The organism is Agathobaculum sp. NTUH-O15-33 (assembly GCF_033193315.1).
Classification (GTDB): domain Bacteria; phylum Bacillota; class Clostridia; order Oscillospirales; family Butyricicoccaceae; genus Agathobaculum; species Agathobaculum faecihominis_A.
Genome location: NZ_CP136187.1, coordinates 103,395 through 121,707 on the forward strand (window position 1 = coordinate 103,395; position 18,313 = coordinate 121,707).

Below are 18,313 nucleotides of genomic sequence, written 5' to 3' on the forward strand. Positions count from 1 at the left end.
TGAAAAAACGGAGGATAATCCTCATATCAAGAATTGATCGATAAGGAGGCGCCGCAATATGGATATCAGCTCTTCCAACTATTTCAGCGTCAGCGCCAGTACGAATAAGGGTATGTCGGGCATGGTCTCGGGTATGGACACCGAAAGCATGGTCAAGCAGATGCTCGCTGGCACACAAAGCAAGATCGACAAGCAGCTCGGTCTGAAACAGCAAACGGAGTGGAAACAGGAGATCTACCGCGATATCATCTCCTCCATCAACGATTTTCAGGCCAAGTATCTGGATACCTCCTACGGCTCGAGCCTGACCACGAATTTCGCCAGCACGGCCTTTTTCAACTCCATGATCTCCTCCGTCACCGGCGGGGACGGCGTGCGCGTGGTATCCACCGGCACCTCCGCCGCGGAAGGGACCACCAAGGTCAAGATCGGCCAGCTCGCCACCGCGGCCACGCTTGGTTCCTCCAAACGGGTCAGCACCGGCAGCATCGTCGGCGCTGTCCTGAATGAAGATACGCTGACCGCCAAGCTCGATAAGAAGATCGGCTTTACCGTGGGCGCGGATTCCGTGCAGGTAGATCTGAACGGGATCACCACGGACGATGGCATGGTGAAGGCCATTAACGACGCGTTCGCCGCGCAAAGCCTTGATGTAAAGGCCGAAATTTTCGACGGCCGCCTGCGCCTGATCAGCGATGAAAGCGTCGCGGTCGGCGTGGACGCGGATAAAACGACCTCGCTCGGCCTTTCGATGACGGGCCTGAGTTCCTATTCGACCGGCAAGGTGACGGACGCGGACGGCAACGACCGCCGGATGCTGCGCGGCAGCTATGCGAACGCGGCGGCGGGCCCCAGCTTCACCGTCACGCTGGACGGGGTGCAAAAACAGATCACGCTCAATTCCGTTACCACGACCGGCGGCAAGGTGACCGCGCAGGATGCGCAAAAAGCGCTGGATACCGAGCTGAAAAAAGCTTTTGGCGACTATGTCGCCGCTTCGCTGACGGCGGACGGCAAGCTGACGCTCACGACCAGCTTTCCCGACAACGGCAAGGGCCACGAGCTGTATGTCACCGGCGTGGACGCCAAGGTTCTCGGCATCACCCCGGGTTCCACCACCGCGCTCAACACCGGCACCAAGCTCAAGGACATGGCGACGCTTGGGCTGACCGGCGACAAATATGAATTCACCATCAACGGCACGAACTTTTCCTTCACCGGCAACGACTCCGTCGGCACGGTGATGAATACCATCAATAACAGTGGCGCCGGGGTGCGCATGACGTACTCCGCTTTGACCGACAGCTTCCAGATGGAAGCCACCGCCACCGGCAAGGAGTACGGCATCAAGATCGAGCAGACGCAGGGCAACCTTTTAAGCGGCATGTTCGGCGACAGCGCGGTGCACGCCGCCGGAAGCCTGACCAGCCGCGAGCTGACCGTCGACCATGTGGACGGCACGGCGATGCAGGACGACTACTCCGCCAAGAGCGGCGCAAGCCTGAAATTCAGCGTGGACGGCGTGAACTACACCTTCACGCTGCCGCAGGTGAACGGCGAGGCCGTCACCTATTCCAAGGACGAGATCGCCGGGCAGTTTAACGCGTGGCTGGCAACCAATTTTCAGGACGATTCCGGCAACGCGCGTCTTACCTACGATAAGGACACCGGCGCGCTGAACGTGACGGACGACAGCGTGGTCAAGTTCGCAAAGACCTCGGTCGATACGTACAATTCCACCGCGCTGGCGGAGGCAAAAAAATCCGACCTTGGCCTTGTGATGGGTTTTACGTTGGAGGGCGCGTCCAATGTGGCGACAAAGGACAATCTGGCGGACGCGGTACAGCTCGCCGGGCTGACCATCACCCCCGAGCTGTCCGCCGCCTTTAAGGATGGGCGGCTGGTGCTCACCGGCACGGTGCCCCCGCTCGGCTCCTCGCAACTCACCGAACTGTTCGGCGCGTCGGCGGTAAACGGCGCGGGCGGCCTGATCGTGGGCGACGGCCAGCTGGCGGCGGACGCGGTTGCGCAAGGCAAGGATCTGGAAATGACCGTGAACGGCGTGGATACCACGCGTTCCAGCAACACCTTCACCATCGACGGCATCACGATGGAGGCCGTCAAGGAAGGCGCGGAAACCACGATCGGCACCAAGCGCGACACGGAGACCATCGTCGACGGCTTCAAATCTTTTGTGGAGGATTACAACAAGCTGGTGAAAAAGCTCACCGATCTGGTGGATGAAAAGCAAAGCTTCCGCGAATACGCGCCCCTGACGGACGAGCAGAAGGATAAGATGAGCGAGCGCCAGATCGAATTGTGGGAGGAAAAGGCCAAGGAAGGCCTGCTGCACCGCGATTCGGCTGTGGACAGCTTTCTCAGCCAGATGCGTCTGGCGCTGTATACCAAGCCCGCGGGCGCAAAGCTTGCCCTGTACGATATCGGCATCGAGACCACCAAGTGGGAGGACAAAGGCCAGCTCAAAATGGACGAGACCGCGCTGCGCAACGCGCTGGCTTCGGACCCCACGAGCGTGATGACGCTGTTCACCTCCAAGACCGACGGTCTGGGCGCCGTCCTGTCCGATATTATCAAGGACGCGGCCAACCCCAGCGCGGCGTCCCCCGGCACGCTGGTGCAGATCGCCGGCGTGAAGGGCTGGGCCAGCGAGACCAATAACAATTTGACCAATTCGATCAGCAGCATCGCTTCCCGCATCAAGGATCTACAGGCAAAGTACGAATCCGAGCGGGCGCGCTACTGGAACCAGTTCAACGCCATGGAAAGCGCGCTGGCCAATTTTAACTCGCAAAGCAACATGATCGCCCAGCAGTTCAGCTCCGGCTATTGAGACCGCGGAAGAGAGGGAAACGCAAAATGATGAAAAATACCTATCAGGCCTATCGCCAGCAGTCCATTATGACCATGACGACCGGCGATATGCTCACGACTCTATACGACGGCGCGCTCAAGGAGCTTGGCCTCGCGGAGCTGGCCTTTGAACGGCAGGATTGGCCCGAGGTCAACCGCGGCCTGCAAAAGGTGCAGCGCATCCTGAACCACCTGAAGAGCACGCTCAATTTCAAATATGATATTGCAAAAAATCTGGACGAGCTGTATACTTACTTTATCCACCTCACGGTTCAGGCGAATATCCATAAGGACCCCGCCGGGCTGAAAGAGGTAACAGGCTTTATCACCGAGCTGCGCGACGCCTATATTCAGGCCGACCGGCAGACACGGGCCAAGGAGGCCTGACAGAGAGGGGCGGAACCATGTTCTTTCAATCCGGCGCGTTCAAGGCCTTGGAAAACGGCACGGCCGTCACTTGGCAGCAGCAGCAGCTTCATTTGCAAAATCTGGCCAACCTCGAAACACCCGGCTATAAAGCCAAAAGCATGGTGTTTGAAGAGGTGCTGGAGGATGCGCAGGGCGGCAAGGTCTATCAGGCCAGAACCGTTACGGAGGAAAACACCTCCATCCGGCCCGACGGCAACAACGTCGACGCGGATAAAGAAGGCGTCGAGCTTTATAAGGCTTACGCCCAGTACAGCATGCTGCTCGATAAGATGAAAAGCGAATTTACCAATTATAACGCCGTGATTAACAACGGCATGAAGTAAGGAGGCGGTTCCCGTGGGTTTTTTAGGTTCAATGGATATCGTGGGCTCCGCCCTTACCGCCGAACGGTACCGCACCGATGTGATCGCGCAGAATTTAGCCAACTATAAAACCACCATGACCGAGGACGGCGAACCCTACCGCCGCAAGCAGGTGGTGCTGGAGGAACGCCCCATGACCTTTGGGGACGCGCTGGAAACGGCGGGGCAGGCCTACCGCGCAACGGCCGGAACCTCGGGCGGCGTGCGCGTGGCCGAGGTCGTCGAGAGCGACCGGGATTTCCGGCTGGTGTACGATCCGAGCCACCCGCAAGCCGACGCAAACGGCTATGTCAGCTATCCCAACGTGGATACCACGGAGGAAATGATCGATCTGATGGCGGCCAGCAACGCCTACGATACCAACCTGACGGCGCTCGGCGTCATCAAGGCGATGGTGAATAAAACGCTGGAGCTGAGCAAATGAGTATGGAGTGGCCCATGGACGCGGAATATTTTGCCCAGCACATCCAGTGCTCCCGCAAGGATAAAGAGGAATGCCTGCGCATCATCCCGGCGCTCGCCACGGTGGCGTTCTCCGCGCAGGGCGGCGTAAAAACGCTCGAAGAGCTGATGGACGGCCCGTGGTCGCAGCAGGCGACGCCCTTTCTCAAAAAAGCGGTTCAGCTTTATATGGATGTGAAAAACGTCGAGCAGATCCGCCGCATCCTCTACCAAACCATTTTGGCTTCCGGCTATGCGGGGCCTCAGTTTTTGGAGGCCGTGCTCATCACCGAGGTGATGGCCGCGCTGTTTCTGCGCGAAGCCGATCCCGGTTTTATTTTCGGCTATCTCGCGCCTTCGTTTTTCGGTATCGAATACGAGGATATGGTGACCGATTGCTATCAGGCGTTTCGCCGCGAGTGGTTTGCCGCCAGAGAAGGCGGCGCGCCGCAGCAGGCGTGAACCGATCGCGCGGGCGCGGAACAAGTAAAAAGGTAAAAAACAAAGGCAGCCGAAGCTGCCTTTGTTTTTTACCTTTTAGTGGTATTTTTTACCTCGGCATGTAAAAATTTCGGCATAGTCTACAAAAACATCGACACGTTTCAACAGTTTCTCTTTACAAAATGTTGAAATAAGCTTATACTTATTGAAGATACATAAAAATATCGCCTTCATTGCAAAAGTGAACGAGTGTAACCACTATAACAAAAAAGCTTTTTTTGTGTAAAACAGTGGTTTCATGCAATGGCGGCCCATTTTTTTGAGTTTTGGAAAGCGAGGCGGCCAGAATGGTATTTATTCCGATCACCCCGATGGATCCGATCAAAACAGCGGCAAAGCCGGAAACCATTCGGCAGCAGACGCAGATTCCCTTTGAAAACGTACTGGAAGACGCGGTGACCGCGCTGCAGCAGGCGCAGGCCACGGCCGAGGGGGACGCTTATCGTTTGGCGATCGGGGATGTGGACGATTTGGCGCAGGTACAGGTCAACATGCTCAAGGCGGAAAGTATGGTTCAAACCACTGTGCAGTTGACGACACGGATCGTGAACGCCTACAAGGAAATCATGCAAATGCAGGTGTGACCAAAACCGGGGGGAAACGCGTTTTGGTCTAACGATTCATAGGGGTGAGTGAAGTGGCTGCGAAGGAACACGGGAATACCGTAAAGGATTCCGTGATAAATATTAAAAATTACATTATCGCACTCCCCAAGAAACGAAAAATTTTTTGGGGAGCTTTTATCGTTGCGCTTTTGGTGTTCGCCGTGATCGTAACGGTCGCGCTGAACAGCAAAAAGAGCGACTATCGCGTGCTCTATTCCGGTCTGGAAACCGCCGAGGCTTCCTCTGTTTACAGCCGCCTGCAGGAGATGGGCGCGCAGCCGCAGATGGACGGTAACGGCGATATTTTGGTGCGCGCGGAATTGTACGACAAAAGCCTGCTGCAGCTTGCGAGCGAGGGCCTGCCCAAAAGCGGCCTTGCCTACGATGTGTTCGACAGCCATTCCGGCTTGACCACGACCGAGGCGCAGATGGATCAGTACAAGCTGTATCAGCTGCAGGACCGCATTCAGGATACGCTGAAAAAGATCGACGGCGTGAGCGGGGCCGCGGTGACCATCACCCCCGCGCGGGAAAGCGACTATATTTGGCAGCAGGCCGCGGAGGACAGCAAAGCCACGGCCAGCGTGCTGCTCACCCTGAAAAGCGGGGTGGAGCTGTCGCCCGCGCAGGTGCAGACTGTAAAAAATCTGGTTTCGGCCAGCATCTATAAGCTCGCCTCCGCCGATGTCGAGGTGGCGGACGCCGCCACCTTGAAGGAGCTCACCGGAACGGACGAGGAGCAGAGCGGCTACTCCGCCGGCAAAAATCTGGAGCTGGAGCAGATGGTGCAGCAGCATATCGAGGATAATATCGTGCGCCTGCTCACGCCTATCTACGGCAAGGACGGCGTGGTGGCCGTGGCCAAGATCACCCTTGATTTTGACGCCATGATGACCGAAAAGTACGATATGAGCGGCGTGCCCGACAAAAACGGCAAGCCGACGAATAACGGCTATGTGACGCACAGCAGTCAGGCGGGCGCGGTGAACGGCGAGGTATCGCTCTCCAAGGGCATCGCGGGCGAGGAAAACAACACCGATATCCCGGGCTATGTCTATGCCGACCCGGGCGCGGACGGCGGGGGCACCCGCTTCAGCCGCGATGTGACGATTGATTACAACTATATCAAGACCCAGATCGAGAAGGGCAACGCCGTGATCAGCCGCGCGACCATCGCCGTCATGGTGGACGATCCGACGCTCAACAACGTGCGCCGGCAGGAGCTGATCGATAACATTTCCAAGGGCGCGGATATCCCGCCCGCCCTGATCAGCGTGGGCACCTTCCGCACCGCTGCGGCGGATGCGCCGGGCACGCCCGCGGAGGATGAAAACCAAGCGCTGACCCTAACCGGAATTCCGTGGTGGGTCTGGGCGATCGTGGGCGGCGTGATCCTGCTTATCGTCATTTTGGTAACGGTCCTTTTGCTCGTCCGGCGCAAAAGGCGGCGGCAGGAGGACGCGCTGCTGGAAGCGGAGCTGGAAGCCGAACGGCGGCTGGCGGAGGAGACCGCCCAGCGGCAGCCCGCCCCCGAAGTTGTCAGCGAGGACAGCGGCAGCGAGATCATCAACGAGGTCCGCAATTTCGCAAAAACCAACCCGGAGATCACCGCGGAGCTGCTTCGCACTTGGTTAAAGGAGGCGGATGAATCGTGAGTGAGGAAACGATACAGGCCGCCGTGCCGGAGGAAAGCGGCAAAAAGGGCCTTTCCCCCGTGACCAAGGCGGCGGCGGTCGTCGTGGCGATGGGCGCGGAATCGGCTTCGTCCGTTTATAAATACCTGCGCGAGGATGAGATCGAAGCCATCTCGCTCGAGGTAGCGCGGCTCAAGCACCTGCCCACGGCGGAGCTGGAAGCCGTTATGGAGGATTTTTACGGCCTCTGCGTCACGCAAAAGGTCATTTCCGAGGGCGGCGTGGATTACGCGCGCAATATTTTGGAAAAAGCCTTCGGCACGCAGCGCGCCGGGTCCTATATGGAGCGCATCCGGCAGGCCATGCAAAAGCATCCCTTTGAATTTGTGCGTAAATCCAGTTACCGGGGCCTCATGATGATGCTGCAAAACGAGCACCCGCAGACCATTGCGCTCATCCTGTCCTACGCCCGGTCGGAGCAGGCCTCGCAGGTCGTCTCCGCGCTTCCGCGCGAGGTGCAGCTCGATGTGATCCAGCGTATCGCGAGGCTGGAAAGCGTGTCGCCCGAAATTGTTCATATTGTGGAAAAGGTGCTGGAAAAGCGCTTCTCGGGCATTGCGTCCGACAATCTGGCCGAGATCGGCGGCGTCAACTACGTGGCCGATATCATGAACCACACCGACCGGACGACGGAAAAACGCATTTTCGACGAGCTGGGTCAGAAGGATCCCGAGCTTTCCGAAAATATCCGCAAGCTCATGTTCGTATTCGAGGATATCGTCAAGCTGGACGACATGGATATCCAGCGCTTCCTGCGCGAGGTCGACAGTCAGGATCTGGCGATCGCCATCAAGGGCTCCAACGAAGAGGTCAAGAGCATCCTGCTGAGCAATATGTCCAAGCGCGCGCAGGAAAATATCCTGACCGATATCGAATACCTGCACAACATCCGCATGCGCGATGTGGAGGAAGCGCAGCAGCGCATCGTGAACATCATCCGTTCTCTGGAGGAGAGCGGCGAGATCACCATTTCCAGAGGAGGGGATGAGATCATTGCCTGATATCCTGAAACAGGCGGCCTTCCGGGAGTGGGAGGATGCGGTGTGCATCCCGGATATCGACCTTTCCCCGCCGCCCGAACCCGAACCGCCGGAACCGGAAGAAATACCGCCCGAACCGCCCACCCCGCCCACGCGGGAGGAAATGGCCGTTCTTTTTGCAGAGGAACTGGAAAAGGTCAAGGCCGAGGCGGCCGAGCGCGCCTACGCGGACGCGATCCATCAAAAGCGCGGCGAGCTGCGCGAGGCGCTGGACCGTGTGGACGCACTGCTGATCGAGCTGCAAGAGCAGCAGGATCAATACATGGAACAGTACGCCAGAGAGCTGAAATATCTGGCGGTGGACATCGCCGAAAAGGTGATGCTGCAAAAGCTCGCGGAGGACGATCTGGCGCTCGCGCCGCTGGTGTTAAAGACGGTCTCCTCCGTCAAGCACTCCCGCTGGCTGACCGTGGACGTGTCCGAGCGGCTGGTCGGTCTGGTGGGTTACTTAAATGAAGAACTGAAAAAACCGGAATACCGCGGCACCGCGGAGGTCGCCCCCACGCCCAGCCCGGACGACACCTGCCGTGTGAATACAGACGAAGGCACGCTGGTGGCCACGCTGACCGTGCAGACGGGGCACTTGCGCGAGGCCTTTGCCGATATGGACGCCGGTACGGGAGAGACGCGCAATGAAGCACCATGATTTGGATATGAGCCGTTTCCGCCGTATGGTGCATTTGAGCGATCTTTTGGATCACGAAGGGCGCATCAGCAAGATCGCCGGTATGACGCTGGAAGCCACGGGCCTTGCCTGCAGCATCGGCGATATCTGCACCATCCGAAGCGACCGGGAGGATAAAACGCTGGTCTCCGAGGTCGTCGGGATCGCGGAAAACCGGGTCTATCTGATGCCTTATCAGGAAACGGACGGGATCGGCTTCGGCTGCCCCGTGCGCAATACGGGCCGCAAGCTGACCGTTCGGGTCAGCGACGAGCTGATCGGCCGCACCGTGGACGCGCTGGGCGTGCCCATTGACGGCGGCGGGCCGGTCACAGGCGGCGACACCATCTCGATCGGCGGCACGCCCGCCAACCCGATGGAGCGCCCGCCCATCAGCGAACCCATGGAGATGGGGGTCAAGTCGATCGACGGCCTGCTCACCATCGGCAAGGGACAGCGTATGGGCATCTTCGCGGGCAGCGGCGTGGGCAAGTCCACGCTGATGGGCATGATCGCGCGCAACGTCAAGGCGGATATCAACGTGATCGCGCTCGTGGGCGAACGCGGGCGCGAGGTCGTCGAATTCATGAACCGGGATCTAGGGCCCGAAGGGCTGGCCCGTTCGGTGCTGGTGGTGGCGACCTCCGACCAGCCGGCGATGATGCGCTTCAAATGCGCGATGACCGCCACCTCGATCGCGGAATATTTCCAGCGCCGGGGGCGGCATGTGCTGCTGATGATGGATTCGCTCACGCGCTTTGCCATGGCCCAGCGCGAGATCGGGCTGGCCACCGGCGAAGCGCCCGTGGCCAGAGGCTATACCCCTTCGATCTATTCCGCCCTGCCCAAGCTGCTCGAGCGCTCCGGTAATTTTGAGACCGGATCGATCACCGGCATTTACACCGTGTTGGTCGAGGGCGACGATACCAACGAACCCATTTCCGATACCGTGCGCGGCATTATCGACGGGCATATCATCCTGTCGCGCCGCCTCGCGGCGAAAAACCACTATCCCGCCATCGACGTGCTGGGCAGCGTCAGCCGTTTGATGAACGAGATCGCCTCGCCCGAACATGTGCAAACGGCGGGACAGATTCGCAACATGATGTCGATCTACCGCGATAACGAGGATCTGATCTCCATCGGCGCGTATAAAAGCGGCACCAACCCCGAGCTGGACACCGCCGTGGCCCATATGGGACGCATCAACGGTTTCCTGACGCAGCGGGTCGAGGAAAAGATCGATTTTGAACAGACCATGCAGCTGTTGGAGGAAGTCATTCGATGAAAAACTTCAAATTCAGTCTGGAGCGGATGCGCTCCTATAAAAACCAGCTGCTCGACCGGGAGAAGGACGCGCTGGCCCGCTGCCGGGCACGGGAGCGGGAGATCGAAGCGCAAATGCGCGCCCTATCCGGCGAGCTGCAGCAAAAATCGCACGAGCTGGCCGAGCGCCAGCGCCAAGGCATGGATTCGGGCGAACTGATGGTCTACCGCTTGTATCTGGAAAACGGCCGCCGCAGCGGGGAACAGCTCCGGCAGGCGCTCGAAGCGGCCCGGCAGGCGTCGGAAGCACAGCTGCAGGTCGTGGTGGCCGCCTCGCAGGAGGTCACCTCGCTGGACAAGCTGGAGGACCGCCAGCGGGAGGAATACCGCTTAGAAGAAGGCAAGGAACGCGAAAAGATCCTTTCTGAATTTGTATCCTCACAGGTGATCCGCAGTAGAAGCGTATAAACGCGTCGCGCGGATACGCCCATTCTTTCGTTCGATTCGCGCGCACGGCACTTGGCCGCGCCGCGCGATCGATATAGATAGCTTCAGGGAAAGGAGGTGAGAAAGAGATGGAACAAGTGAATTTACGAAGCGAAGCCAGACTGAACGCGGGGCTGGAACAGCTGCGGCGCGGTCTGGGCACCGAGCCGGCGGGCGATCCGTTCATGGCGATCTTCCAAAGCATGATGGAGCAAATGACCGAAAACGGCGGCGAAGGGCTGCTGCAGGACGGCGACCCGGAGCAACTGGAAGGCGCGATGGCCGAACTGCTGGCCGCGATGGGCACGGCGGACGGCGGCGACGCCGAGCAGCAAGCGCGTGCGATGATGAGCGAGCTGGCCGGTATGGCGCTGATACAGCCCGTGATGCGGCCCGATCAGCCCGGCGCGGTGGTGCAGGCGGCAGGCGTATCCGGCGTATCGGACGCGGCGGCGCGGCGCGAAGGCGCGGCCACACAGCCTTTCGCGGAATCCGGCGCGGCGCAGACAGAGCAAGCGGCGGCGGGCGACGAGCAGGTACGGGTGCTCGAGACCTCTTACGTCGAGCAGCCGTCGGGTCGGCAAACCGACAGCGCGGCGCAGGATTATCAGGCGGAAGGCCGGTTCCGCAGCGCGGTGCAGGCGGCCAAGCGGCAGCTGGAGCAGCCCACGGCGGAAAACAGCGCGGCAGGGCGGCAGGATTTGGCGGCGACCGAAGGGGCCAAACACACAGACTTTACCGAAACCCTCCGGGAAAACCGGGAGACCGGCGAAGCGCCTCCGCTATCCCGGCAGCTGGACGAGGGCCTGTCCCGCGAGATGGCGCTTGGGCGAAAGGAATTCAGCATGAAGCTGAAGCCGGAATCGCTGGGCGAGATCACGGTCAAGCTCACGGAAGCGGAAGGGAAAACCACCCTGTCCATCCTAACGGCAAGCACGGGCACGGCCAAGGCGATCAACCACGAGCTGGCGGCGCTGCGGGAAGCCATGCGTCCCATGGGCGTAGAGGTGCAGCAGGCGGTGCCAAAGGCGGCGGAAAATGCCGGCGCGCAGGCGCAAAGCCAGCAGTTCGACATGGCGCGCCAATTCGCGCAGCAGTTTGGCGGCCAGCGGCAAAGCTTCCACGGGCAAAACCAAAACGTATTCTACGGCGAAAAAGCGGCGCGGGACGATCCCATGCAGCTGTTTTCAGCCCCGGCCCTGATCCGGGCGGGACTGGATACCTACATTTAAAGAGAGGAGGATGGATATGGGCGTTGGCAATGTATCGGGTCAGGAACGGGCCATGGGCAAATCAAGCGGCGTTTATGACGCGGTGTTTACCGATAAGACCGATAATTCGACCATGGATCAGTCCGATTTTCTCAAGCTGATCGTGGCGCAGATGCAAAATCAGGATTTTATGAACCCGATGGACAACAACCAGATGGTCGAACAGATGGTGCAGTTCTCCAACATGCAGCAGATGCAGGAGATGGCAGGCTATGCCCGCAGCAACTACGCCATGAGCCTTGTGGGCAAAACGGTGACCGCCTCCCGCTTTAAGGTAAACGGCGAACTGGATACCACCACGGGCCCCGTGCAGCGGATTTCACTGGTGGACGACGAATATGTCGTCTATGTGGGCGGTAAAAAGTATAGCATGAACCAGATCATGGATGTGTCGAACGGCGTATCGTCCGGCGTCAGTCTGGTCACCCCCACCAACTATTCTGTAAAAACCGAGGATGTGGACAGTTCATCGGCCACCGTCAAGTGGGAAGTACCCACGGAGGACGAAGCGTCCGCTGCCGGCCTGCGTTATACCGTCTATTACGGCAAGGAAGGCCCGTTTGACACCGTCGAGGCAGTCGAAGCTGGCACCATGGCGGGCCCCAAGGAGCAAAAGGCAGTCACCAGCCAATCAATCGACGGGCTCGAAGCGGAGACCGGCTACTATATCAACGTGGTCGTGACCGATCAAAACGGTGAGAAATCGGTCTACAAGCCGGTGACCATCAAGACCAAGCGGCAGGATTGACGCGGAAGGAGGAGATCGCATGGATGAGATCAAATTTTATCGCCCGATCATAACGGGAACGCCGATCCTACCCGGCGGACAGGCCCCCGGCCGGACTGCGGAGCAGCAGGAATCGGGAGAGTCCTTCCAAAACGTACTCAAGCGTCAGCTGCAGGAGACAAGCGGCGTGGCGTTTTCCAAGCATGCCGTCAAGCGCACCATCGATCACCAGATCGAACTGGATGAGGACAGCCTCAACCGTTTGGGCGAGGGCGTCAAGCTGGCGGAGGAAAAGAACCTAGAGGATACCCTGATCCTAGTGGACCGGACCGCCTTTCTGGTCAATGTGAAAAACCGTACCGTGATCACCACGGTGGACAGCAGCGACATGAAGGGCAATGTATTTACCAACATCGATGGAACCGTAATCGTTTAAGCCGGACCTTTTGAGGAGGCTATTTTCGCGCCCCGACTGACTGACGGGCGCGGCGGTTCCCGGAAAAGGAGTTTCAAATGAACAGAGCCATGTTTTCAGGCGTGGCGGGCATGAAAGCCCACCAGACCAAAATGGACGTAATCGGCAATAACATTGCCAACGTCAATACATACGGTTATAAATCCCAGCGCGCCGTGTTCAGCGATATTTATTATCAGACCCTCAGGGGCGCGTCCTCCGGCAGCTCGAGCCGCGGCGGCGTCAACCCTTCCAGCGTGGGCTACGGCTCGACGCTGAACGCCGTTCAAACGCAGATGACCCAGTCCAGCATGCAGAACACCGGCTTCGGCATGGACGTGGCCATCACCGGCGAAGGCTTTTTGCAGGTCATGGACCCGGACGGCAACATTTTCTACACCAAGGCCGGTATGCTCGACTATGATTCCAACGGCTACCTGACCGATATCAACGGCAACTTCGTTCTCGGCGCGACCAATGTGGACGGCAAGCCCGGCACCAAGAAGATCAAGCTCGATAATATCGGCTCGGTCAACTCCAAGCAGCCTGTGGACACGCAGGAGATCAACGGCGTCAATTACACCGTGACGGCCTCGAACGCCTCCAAGTACGGCAACGTGTCCTTTTCGCTCGGTTCGAGCGAGGCGCTGCCCGCGGGCCAACGCGCGGCGGCCACCATTTCCACCAACGGCGCGGTCAGCGTGCAGCTCAACGCGTTCGAGTCCTTCACCTCGATGGCAGACCTGAACAGCGCGATCAACGCGGCGATTGTGGAGGCGAACGGCGGCAAGCAGCTTGCGGCAGGCAGCTTTACCATTTCGGCGGATAAAAACCTGTTTGGCACCAGCTCGACCAACGGCACCTTTACCGGCAACGCCTTCAAGCAGGCGGCTACATTGACCGCGGGCAGCAGCTTCTTCCAAGGCCTTTCGATCAAGGACATTAATATCCCGCAGGGCATCGTTGACGGTCCGTATGATTTTAAAATTACTTATGACGCCGCGGACTCGAATCCCTATACCATCAAAGCCACTTTTGGGGGCATGGAGTATACGGGCAAATTCAAGCCCAGCGATACCGGCATCACGATGAAGCCTACTTCGGGGGACGGCTCGATCAGCCTATCCGTGACCGACGCCGCCAAGTTCCGGGACGCGCTCAGCCCGTTCAACGCCGATCCGGCGCAAACACTGACTAAAGCGGCGCAGGGCGCGGCACCCAAGTTCTTTATGGGCGGCGCGAGCATCAGCGTAAGCAACAACTTTGCCGGACAGGGCGCGCTGACTTTTGCCTGCACGTATGACAGCACAACCGGCAAAATGGACGTGACCGCCCAAACGGCCAGCGGCAAAACCTATAAATGCACCGGCGCGTCGCTTGGCAGCACCGTAACGCTGTCCACCGGCAGCGGCGCGGACGGCACCATTTCGCTCTCCATCCCCAGCAAGGATACCATGCTGAAAAACTTCGGCGTGGCCGAAGCTGATTTGAATACGGCCATCCAGAACAGCCTTGGAAACCACAATTACAGCGCGGTGCCCGCGCAGGACGCCGTTACCGAAGCGCGCACGGGCGCGGAGATTGCCGGAGGCACCTTTGATGTGACCGGCGGCAAGGTGACCGGCACGGGCGCGAACAACCTGTTCGGCGGCCTGATGACGTTCCAGAAGAGCAGCAACGACTTTTCCGGCGAGGGCACCGTGACCGACGTCACCGCCACCTTTACCGATAACGGAACGGACGCACCGTTCTGGACGGTCGCCATGAGCCTTGGCGGCAAGACCTATGAAGCGAAGATCGATGAAAACACCACCGCGGCCTCGATTCTGATGAAGAGCAGCAGCGGCGACTATCTCCAATTCACCAACCCCGGCTATGACGCGCTGGGCGAACTGAGCAAGACCCAAAACGGCGCGGACGCCGCCGACGGCTCCAAGGCCGAAGGCCTGACCGGTGGACAAACGCTCGATATCAAGGCCGCCGAGCCGTCGCGCGATCTCGGCCTCGGCACGACCAGCTTCGCGCTGGTGGGCGGCACCGAGGGCGGCTCGATCTCGCTCGACCAGCTCGCCAGCATTTCGATCGGCTCGGACGGCATCATCACCGTCAATCACGCCGAAAAGGGCACGGTGGCCGCGGGCAAAATTTCGCTCGCCACCTTCTCGAACCCGGCCGGCTTGCAGCTGGTGGGCAATAACTACTACACCACGACCGCGAACTCCGGCGACGCCAAGCTGGCCGATCCGGGCAGCAGCGGCACCGGCGCGCTCAAGAGCAGCGCTCTGGAAATGAGCAATGTCGACCTTTCCTCCGAATTTGCCGACATGATTACCACCCAGCGCGGCTTCCAAGCAAATTCCCGTGTCATCACGGTAAGCGACACTATGCTGGAGGAGCTCATTAACCTCAAGCGGTAATATCGCGCGCAAAACGCGCATCCGCGCCCGCCCGGCGGGGGCAGACCCGCCGGACGCGGGATCGGAAAGGAGCCCTGAACATGATTACGTTAACAAAACTGAACGGCGTGCCTTTCGTCCTAAACGACGATCTGATCGAGACCATAGAGCGAACGCCCGATACCACGATCCATCTGACGAACGGCCACTTGCTGATCGTGCGGGAAACGCTCGAGGAGGTCGTGGACGAGGTGGTCGCGTTCCGCAAAAGACTACGGGCCGGCCTGCCCGGCAGGGTAGAAAATGGGGAAGGCAGGAGCTGAGACCGTGAGAAAGAAATCTGACTTGATGTCCATTTTTGGCCTGATTCTGGCCGTTTGCGTCATGGTGATCGGTATCATGCTGGTGCAGACCGATGAGGGCTTCCATATGGAACCGCTCCGCTTAAAGATGTTCCGCGATCTGCCCAGCGTTTTCATTGTTTTGGGCGGCACGCTGGGCGTGCTGATGATCTCCTTTCCGCTTTCTCAGCTCACGAAGATCCCCAAGCATCTGAGCATCATTTTCCATCCGACCCAGTACGATCCCCAGCAGTACATCGAAACGCTGGTCGAATGCGCGAAAAAAGCCCGCATCAACGGCCTGCTCGCGCTGGAGGAAGAGCTGGACGGCATGGAGGACACCTTTTTGCGCGCCAGCCTTTTAATGGTCGTCGACTCGGTCGACCCGGAAAAGGTCAAGGCGCAGCTCGCCGCATGGATGGACAATATGGAGGAGCGCCACGCCTCGGAGCGCACCTTTTATGAAAAGGGCGCGGCCTACGCGCCCGCCTTCGGTATGATCGGCACGCTGATCGGCCTGATCAACATGATGGATAAGCTGCAGGAAGTCGAGTCCGTCGGCCCGAACATGGCCGTCGCGCTGGTCACCACGTTCTACGGCAGCATCCTGTCCAACGTGGTCTTTATGCCGATCGCCAATAAGCTGCGCGTCCGCCATGAGGAGGAGTACCTCTGCAAGCTCATCATCTGCGAGGGCGTGGAGGCGATCCAAGCCGGTGAGAACCCGAAGTTTATCGAGGAACGCCTGACCAACATCCTGCCCGTGTACCGCCAGCAAAAGCTGGACGAGCAGGGCGAGGAGGCTGGCTCCGGCAGATCCCGCAAGACGCGGGGCTAAGCCCAACTGGGGCGGAAAGGGGGCGTCAGGCGCCATGAGAAACAGAAAGCGGCTGGGCGATGAAACGGATACCGGCACCTGGCTGAACACCTATGCCGATATGGTGACGCTGCTGCTTACCTTTTTTGCCGTTATGCTCAGCTTTTCCTCGGTCAATGAGGAGAAGTTCAACGCTTTTGTCGAATCCCTGCAAGCGCGCTACCCGGATGTCACCGTGAGCGATTCCGGCCCGGGCAATCAGGGCCTTGGCGGCACGGGAGAACCCGGCATGGGCGGCTCGGGCGACAATTTAGGCTCCATTCAGGATCTGAACGAGCTGTATTACAGCCTAGACAGCTTTGTCAACGAGTCCGCCATGCAGGACGATGTGCAGCTCGTCAAGAGCGACGATGTGCTTTACATCCGTTTTAACAACAGCATGCTGTTCCAGCCGGACAGCGCAAAACTGCTGCCCGGCAGCGAGCCGGTGCTGGAAAAGGTGGCGGGCGCGCTGGAAGCAGTGCGAAAGCCAGATCCAGCACATCAACATCTGCGGTTATACCGCGTCGACGGGCGACCCGAACTACGGCGTGTCCAGCTGGATGCTGTCCGGCGAGCGGGCCGCCGCCGTGGCCGATTATATGGATGGGAAGCAGGGCTTTCCCGAGGATAAGATGATTGTGATGGGCTACGGCAACACCAACCCGGTTAAGGACAACGGCACCGCCGAAGGGCGGCAGGCAAACCGCCGCGTCGAGCTGGTGATTATCGGCAACAGTCTGGACAACGCGGAACTGAAAAGCTTTTACGACAGCGGCTACTACCCCACCTACGGCGGGGCGGAGGATCTGCTGAACCCCGGCGCCCCCTCTGGCGGCCGGGCGGGAGACGTGGAAAAGAACGTTTCCCCCTATGACGACTGAGGCGCGCCACGGAAGAAAGGGGTTATAAGCCGAATGGAAGACATGGAGACCCGGCAGGGGGACGCCGCCCAGAGCTGGGCGGGCCGGCTGGAACGGGTAGAGGTAAAAAAACCGGCTGAGATCAAGGCATATGACTTTTCTTCACCGAAAAAGTTCACCAAGGATCAGCTCAATTCGCTGACCAGCCTATATGAGCATTTCTGCCGCATGATCTCCTCGTACTTCACCAACGTGCTGCGCACCATGTGCGAGGTAGGCGTGGCGAAGATCGAGGAGCAGCGGTATACCGAATTTGGAAACTCCCTATCGGATACCGCGCTGGTCGGTGTGATCGATTTTAAGCCGCTGGACGCCCGGTATGAGGAAAGCAACCTGCTGCTCGATATGTCCACCGCGTTCGGCTATTTGTTGGTCGAGCGCCTGATGGGCGGCTCGGAAGCGCCGTGGGTGCCGGCGCGGACCTATACCGAGGTTGAGCTCGCGCTGCTGCGGTATGCGATGGAGCATTTATCCGACTACCTGCGCGAGGCGTGGGGCAGCTACCTAGAGGTAGAGACCGCGCTGCGCAGCGTGGAGACAAACGGCAGGCTGCTGCAGGCTTACTCCCCGCAGGATGTGGTGGTGAGCGTCACCCTGAGCTTGGAGGGCGAGGGCTTCGGCGGCACCATCCGCATCTGTATGCTGGCGGAAAATCTGGAAAAGCTGATCCACAGCTTTGCACAGCGGTACACCCGGGCGGTCAAGCACCCGGACCCGCAGCTTGAAATTCAGAAAAAAGACCTGATGATGGACTACTTAAAGCGTTCCGACCTAGAGCTCTGCGCCATTTTGGATCAGTGCGAAATGAATCTTGGAGACATCCTCCGCATTCAGGTGGGCGACGTGATCACGCTGAACAAACGAATCAGCGACAACATATGCGTCACCGTGGAGGGCGTACCCTGGTACCATGGGCGACTGGGGGAGACCGACAGGAAAAAGGCGGTCAAAATCGTGGATGTAGCAGAGAATTAAAGTGAGGGATA

General features: G+C 59.2%; 20 protein-coding genes. All 20 read left to right on the forward strand.

What is annotated here, in order from left to right; all coding sequences use genetic code 11:
• Nucleotides 1-58: 58 nt before the first annotated feature.
• Nucleotides 59-2,851: a flagellar filament capping protein FliD gene (gene fliD, locus RWV98_RS00560; protein WP_317863065.1), complete on the forward strand. Its 2,793-nt coding sequence runs from the start codon at nt 59-61 to the stop codon at nt 2,849-2,851.
• 26 nt (nt 2,852-2,877) lie between these two features.
• Nucleotides 2,878-3,258 carry a flagellar export chaperone FliS gene (fliS, locus tag RWV98_RS00565; protein WP_280962953.1) on the forward strand — a complete coding sequence of 127 codons (381 nt, stop codon included), beginning with the start codon at nt 2,878-2,880 and terminating at the stop codon, nt 3,256-3,258.
• A gap of 17 nt (nt 3,259-3,275) precedes the next feature.
• A complete protein-coding gene (locus RWV98_RS00570) occupies nt 3,276-3,623 on the forward strand; it encodes a flagellar basal body rod protein FlgB (protein ID WP_317863066.1) in 348 nt (115 codons plus the stop codon).
• Between the two features lie 13 nt (nt 3,624-3,636).
• Nucleotides 3,637-4,086 carry a flagellar basal body rod protein FlgC gene (flgC, locus tag RWV98_RS00575; RefSeq protein ID WP_317863067.1) on the forward strand — a complete coding sequence of 150 codons (450 nt, stop codon included), beginning with the start codon at nt 3,637-3,639 and terminating at the stop codon, nt 4,084-4,086.
• Nucleotides 4,083-4,565: a hypothetical protein gene (locus tag RWV98_RS00580; protein WP_317863068.1), complete on the forward strand. Its 483-nt coding sequence runs from the start codon at nt 4,083-4,085 to the stop codon at nt 4,563-4,565. Before flgC ends, RWV98_RS00580 begins: the two co-directional genes overlap by 4 nt.
• A gap of 326 nt (nt 4,566-4,891) precedes the next feature.
• On the forward strand, nt 4,892-5,188 hold the full coding sequence (gene fliE, locus RWV98_RS00585; protein WP_317863070.1) for a flagellar hook-basal body complex protein FliE: 297 nt from the start codon (nt 4,892-4,894) through the stop codon (nt 5,186-5,188).
• A gap of 53 nt (nt 5,189-5,241) precedes the next feature.
• The gene (locus RWV98_RS00590; protein ID WP_317863072.1) at nt 5,242-6,864 is read left to right on the forward strand and encodes a flagellar M-ring protein FliF C-terminal domain-containing protein; all 1,623 of its coding nucleotides are present in this window, start codon (nt 5,242-5,244) and stop codon (nt 6,862-6,864) included.
• Nucleotides 6,861-7,904 carry a flagellar motor switch protein FliG gene (fliG, locus tag RWV98_RS00595; RefSeq protein WP_419196011.1) on the forward strand — a complete coding sequence of 348 codons (1,044 nt, stop codon included), beginning with the start codon at nt 6,861-6,863 and terminating at the stop codon, nt 7,902-7,904. The genes RWV98_RS00590 and fliG overlap by 4 nt, the downstream gene beginning before the upstream one ends.
• Nucleotides 7,897-8,589: a FliH/SctL family protein gene (locus RWV98_RS00600; protein ID WP_317863074.1), complete on the forward strand. Its 693-nt coding sequence runs from the start codon at nt 7,897-7,899 to the stop codon at nt 8,587-8,589. Before fliG ends, RWV98_RS00600 begins: the two co-directional genes overlap by 8 nt.
• The gene (fliI, locus tag RWV98_RS00605; protein ID WP_419196010.1) at nt 8,576-9,895 is read left to right on the forward strand and encodes a flagellar protein export ATPase FliI; all 1,320 of its coding nucleotides are present in this window, start codon (nt 8,576-8,578) and stop codon (nt 9,893-9,895) included. Before RWV98_RS00600 ends, fliI begins: the two co-directional genes overlap by 14 nt.
• Nucleotides 9,892-10,341: a flagellar FliJ family protein gene (locus RWV98_RS00610; protein WP_280962946.1), complete on the forward strand. Its 450-nt coding sequence runs from the start codon at nt 9,892-9,894 to the stop codon at nt 10,339-10,341. The genes fliI and RWV98_RS00610 overlap by 4 nt, the downstream gene beginning before the upstream one ends.
• Nucleotides 10,342-10,448: 107 nt before the next feature.
• Entirely contained in the window at nt 10,449-11,591 is a 1,143-nt protein-coding gene (locus RWV98_RS00615) for a flagellar hook-length control protein FliK (RefSeq protein ID WP_280962945.1), read from the forward strand.
• 16 nt (nt 11,592-11,607) lie between these two features.
• Complete coding sequence (locus RWV98_RS00620) at nt 11,608-12,378, forward strand: flagellar hook capping FlgD N-terminal domain-containing protein (protein ID WP_280962944.1); 771 nt, start codon at nt 11,608-11,610, stop codon at nt 12,376-12,378.
• Nucleotides 12,379-12,397: 19 nt separating this feature from the next.
• Complete coding sequence (locus tag RWV98_RS00625) at nt 12,398-12,793, forward strand: TIGR02530 family flagellar biosynthesis protein (protein WP_280962943.1); 396 nt, start codon at nt 12,398-12,400, stop codon at nt 12,791-12,793.
• 77 nt (nt 12,794-12,870) lie between these two features.
• A complete protein-coding gene (locus RWV98_RS00630) occupies nt 12,871-15,228 on the forward strand; it encodes a flagellar hook-basal body complex protein (RefSeq protein WP_317863077.1) in 2,358 nt (785 codons plus the stop codon).
• Nucleotides 15,229-15,308: 80 nt separating this feature from the next.
• Complete coding sequence (locus RWV98_RS00635; RefSeq protein WP_280962941.1) at nt 15,309-15,530, forward strand: flagellar FlbD family protein; 222 nt, start codon at nt 15,309-15,311, stop codon at nt 15,528-15,530.
• A gap of 4 nt (nt 15,531-15,534) precedes the next feature.
• Complete coding sequence (locus RWV98_RS00640) at nt 15,535-16,386, forward strand: motility protein A (RefSeq protein ID WP_280962940.1); 852 nt, start codon at nt 15,535-15,537, stop codon at nt 16,384-16,386.
• A gap of 34 nt (nt 16,387-16,420) precedes the next feature.
• Entirely contained in the window at nt 16,421-17,038 is a 618-nt protein-coding gene (locus RWV98_RS00645; protein WP_317863078.1) for a flagellar motor protein MotB, read from the forward strand.
• Entirely contained in the window at nt 16,956-17,288 is a 333-nt protein-coding gene (locus tag RWV98_RS00650; RefSeq protein ID WP_317863079.1) for an OmpA/MotB family protein, read from the forward strand. Before RWV98_RS00645 ends, RWV98_RS00650 begins: the two co-directional genes overlap by 83 nt.
• A 33-nt stretch (nt 17,289-17,321) precedes the next feature.
• Nucleotides 17,322-18,302: a flagellar motor switch protein FliM gene (locus tag RWV98_RS00655; protein ID WP_280962938.1), complete on the forward strand. Its 981-nt coding sequence runs from the start codon at nt 17,322-17,324 to the stop codon at nt 18,300-18,302.
• Nucleotides 18,303-18,313: the final 11 nt, after the last annotated feature.

What these genes read in the sequence shown, in the direction of transcription:
- fliD (WP_317863065.1), top strand. Translation starts at nt 59, where the DNA reads ATGGATATCAGCTCTTCCAACTATTTCAGCGTCAGCGCCAGTACGAAT.
- fliS (WP_280962953.1), top strand. Translation starts at nt 2,878, where the DNA reads ATGATGAAAAATACCTATCAGGCCTATCGCCAGCAGTCCATTATGACC.
- RWV98_RS00570 (WP_317863066.1), top strand. Translation starts at nt 3,276, where the DNA reads ATGTTCTTTCAATCCGGCGCGTTCAAGGCCTTGGAAAACGGCACGGCC.
- RWV98_RS00580 (WP_317863068.1), top strand. Translation starts at nt 4,083, where the DNA reads ATGAGTATGGAGTGGCCCATGGACGCGGAATATTTTGCCCAGCACATC.
- fliE (WP_317863070.1), top strand. Translation starts at nt 4,892, where the DNA reads ATGGTATTTATTCCGATCACCCCGATGGATCCGATCAAAACAGCGGCA.
- fliI (WP_419196010.1), top strand. Translation starts at nt 8,576, where the DNA reads ATGAAGCACCATGATTTGGATATGAGCCGTTTCCGCCGTATGGTGCAT.
- RWV98_RS00610 (WP_280962946.1), top strand. Translation starts at nt 9,892, where the DNA reads ATGAAAAACTTCAAATTCAGTCTGGAGCGGATGCGCTCCTATAAAAAC.
- RWV98_RS00615 (WP_280962945.1), top strand. Translation starts at nt 10,449, where the DNA reads ATGGAACAAGTGAATTTACGAAGCGAAGCCAGACTGAACGCGGGGCTG.
- RWV98_RS00620 (WP_280962944.1), top strand. Translation starts at nt 11,608, where the DNA reads ATGGGCGTTGGCAATGTATCGGGTCAGGAACGGGCCATGGGCAAATCA.
- RWV98_RS00625 (WP_280962943.1), top strand. Translation starts at nt 12,398, where the DNA reads ATGGATGAGATCAAATTTTATCGCCCGATCATAACGGGAACGCCGATC.
- RWV98_RS00630 (WP_317863077.1), top strand. Translation starts at nt 12,871, where the DNA reads ATGAACAGAGCCATGTTTTCAGGCGTGGCGGGCATGAAAGCCCACCAG.
- RWV98_RS00635 (WP_280962941.1), top strand. Translation starts at nt 15,309, where the DNA reads ATGATTACGTTAACAAAACTGAACGGCGTGCCTTTCGTCCTAAACGAC.
- RWV98_RS00645 (WP_317863078.1), top strand. Translation starts at nt 16,421, where the DNA reads ATGAGAAACAGAAAGCGGCTGGGCGATGAAACGGATACCGGCACCTGG.
- RWV98_RS00655 (WP_280962938.1), top strand. Translation starts at nt 17,322, where the DNA reads ATGGAAGACATGGAGACCCGGCAGGGGGACGCCGCCCAGAGCTGGGCG.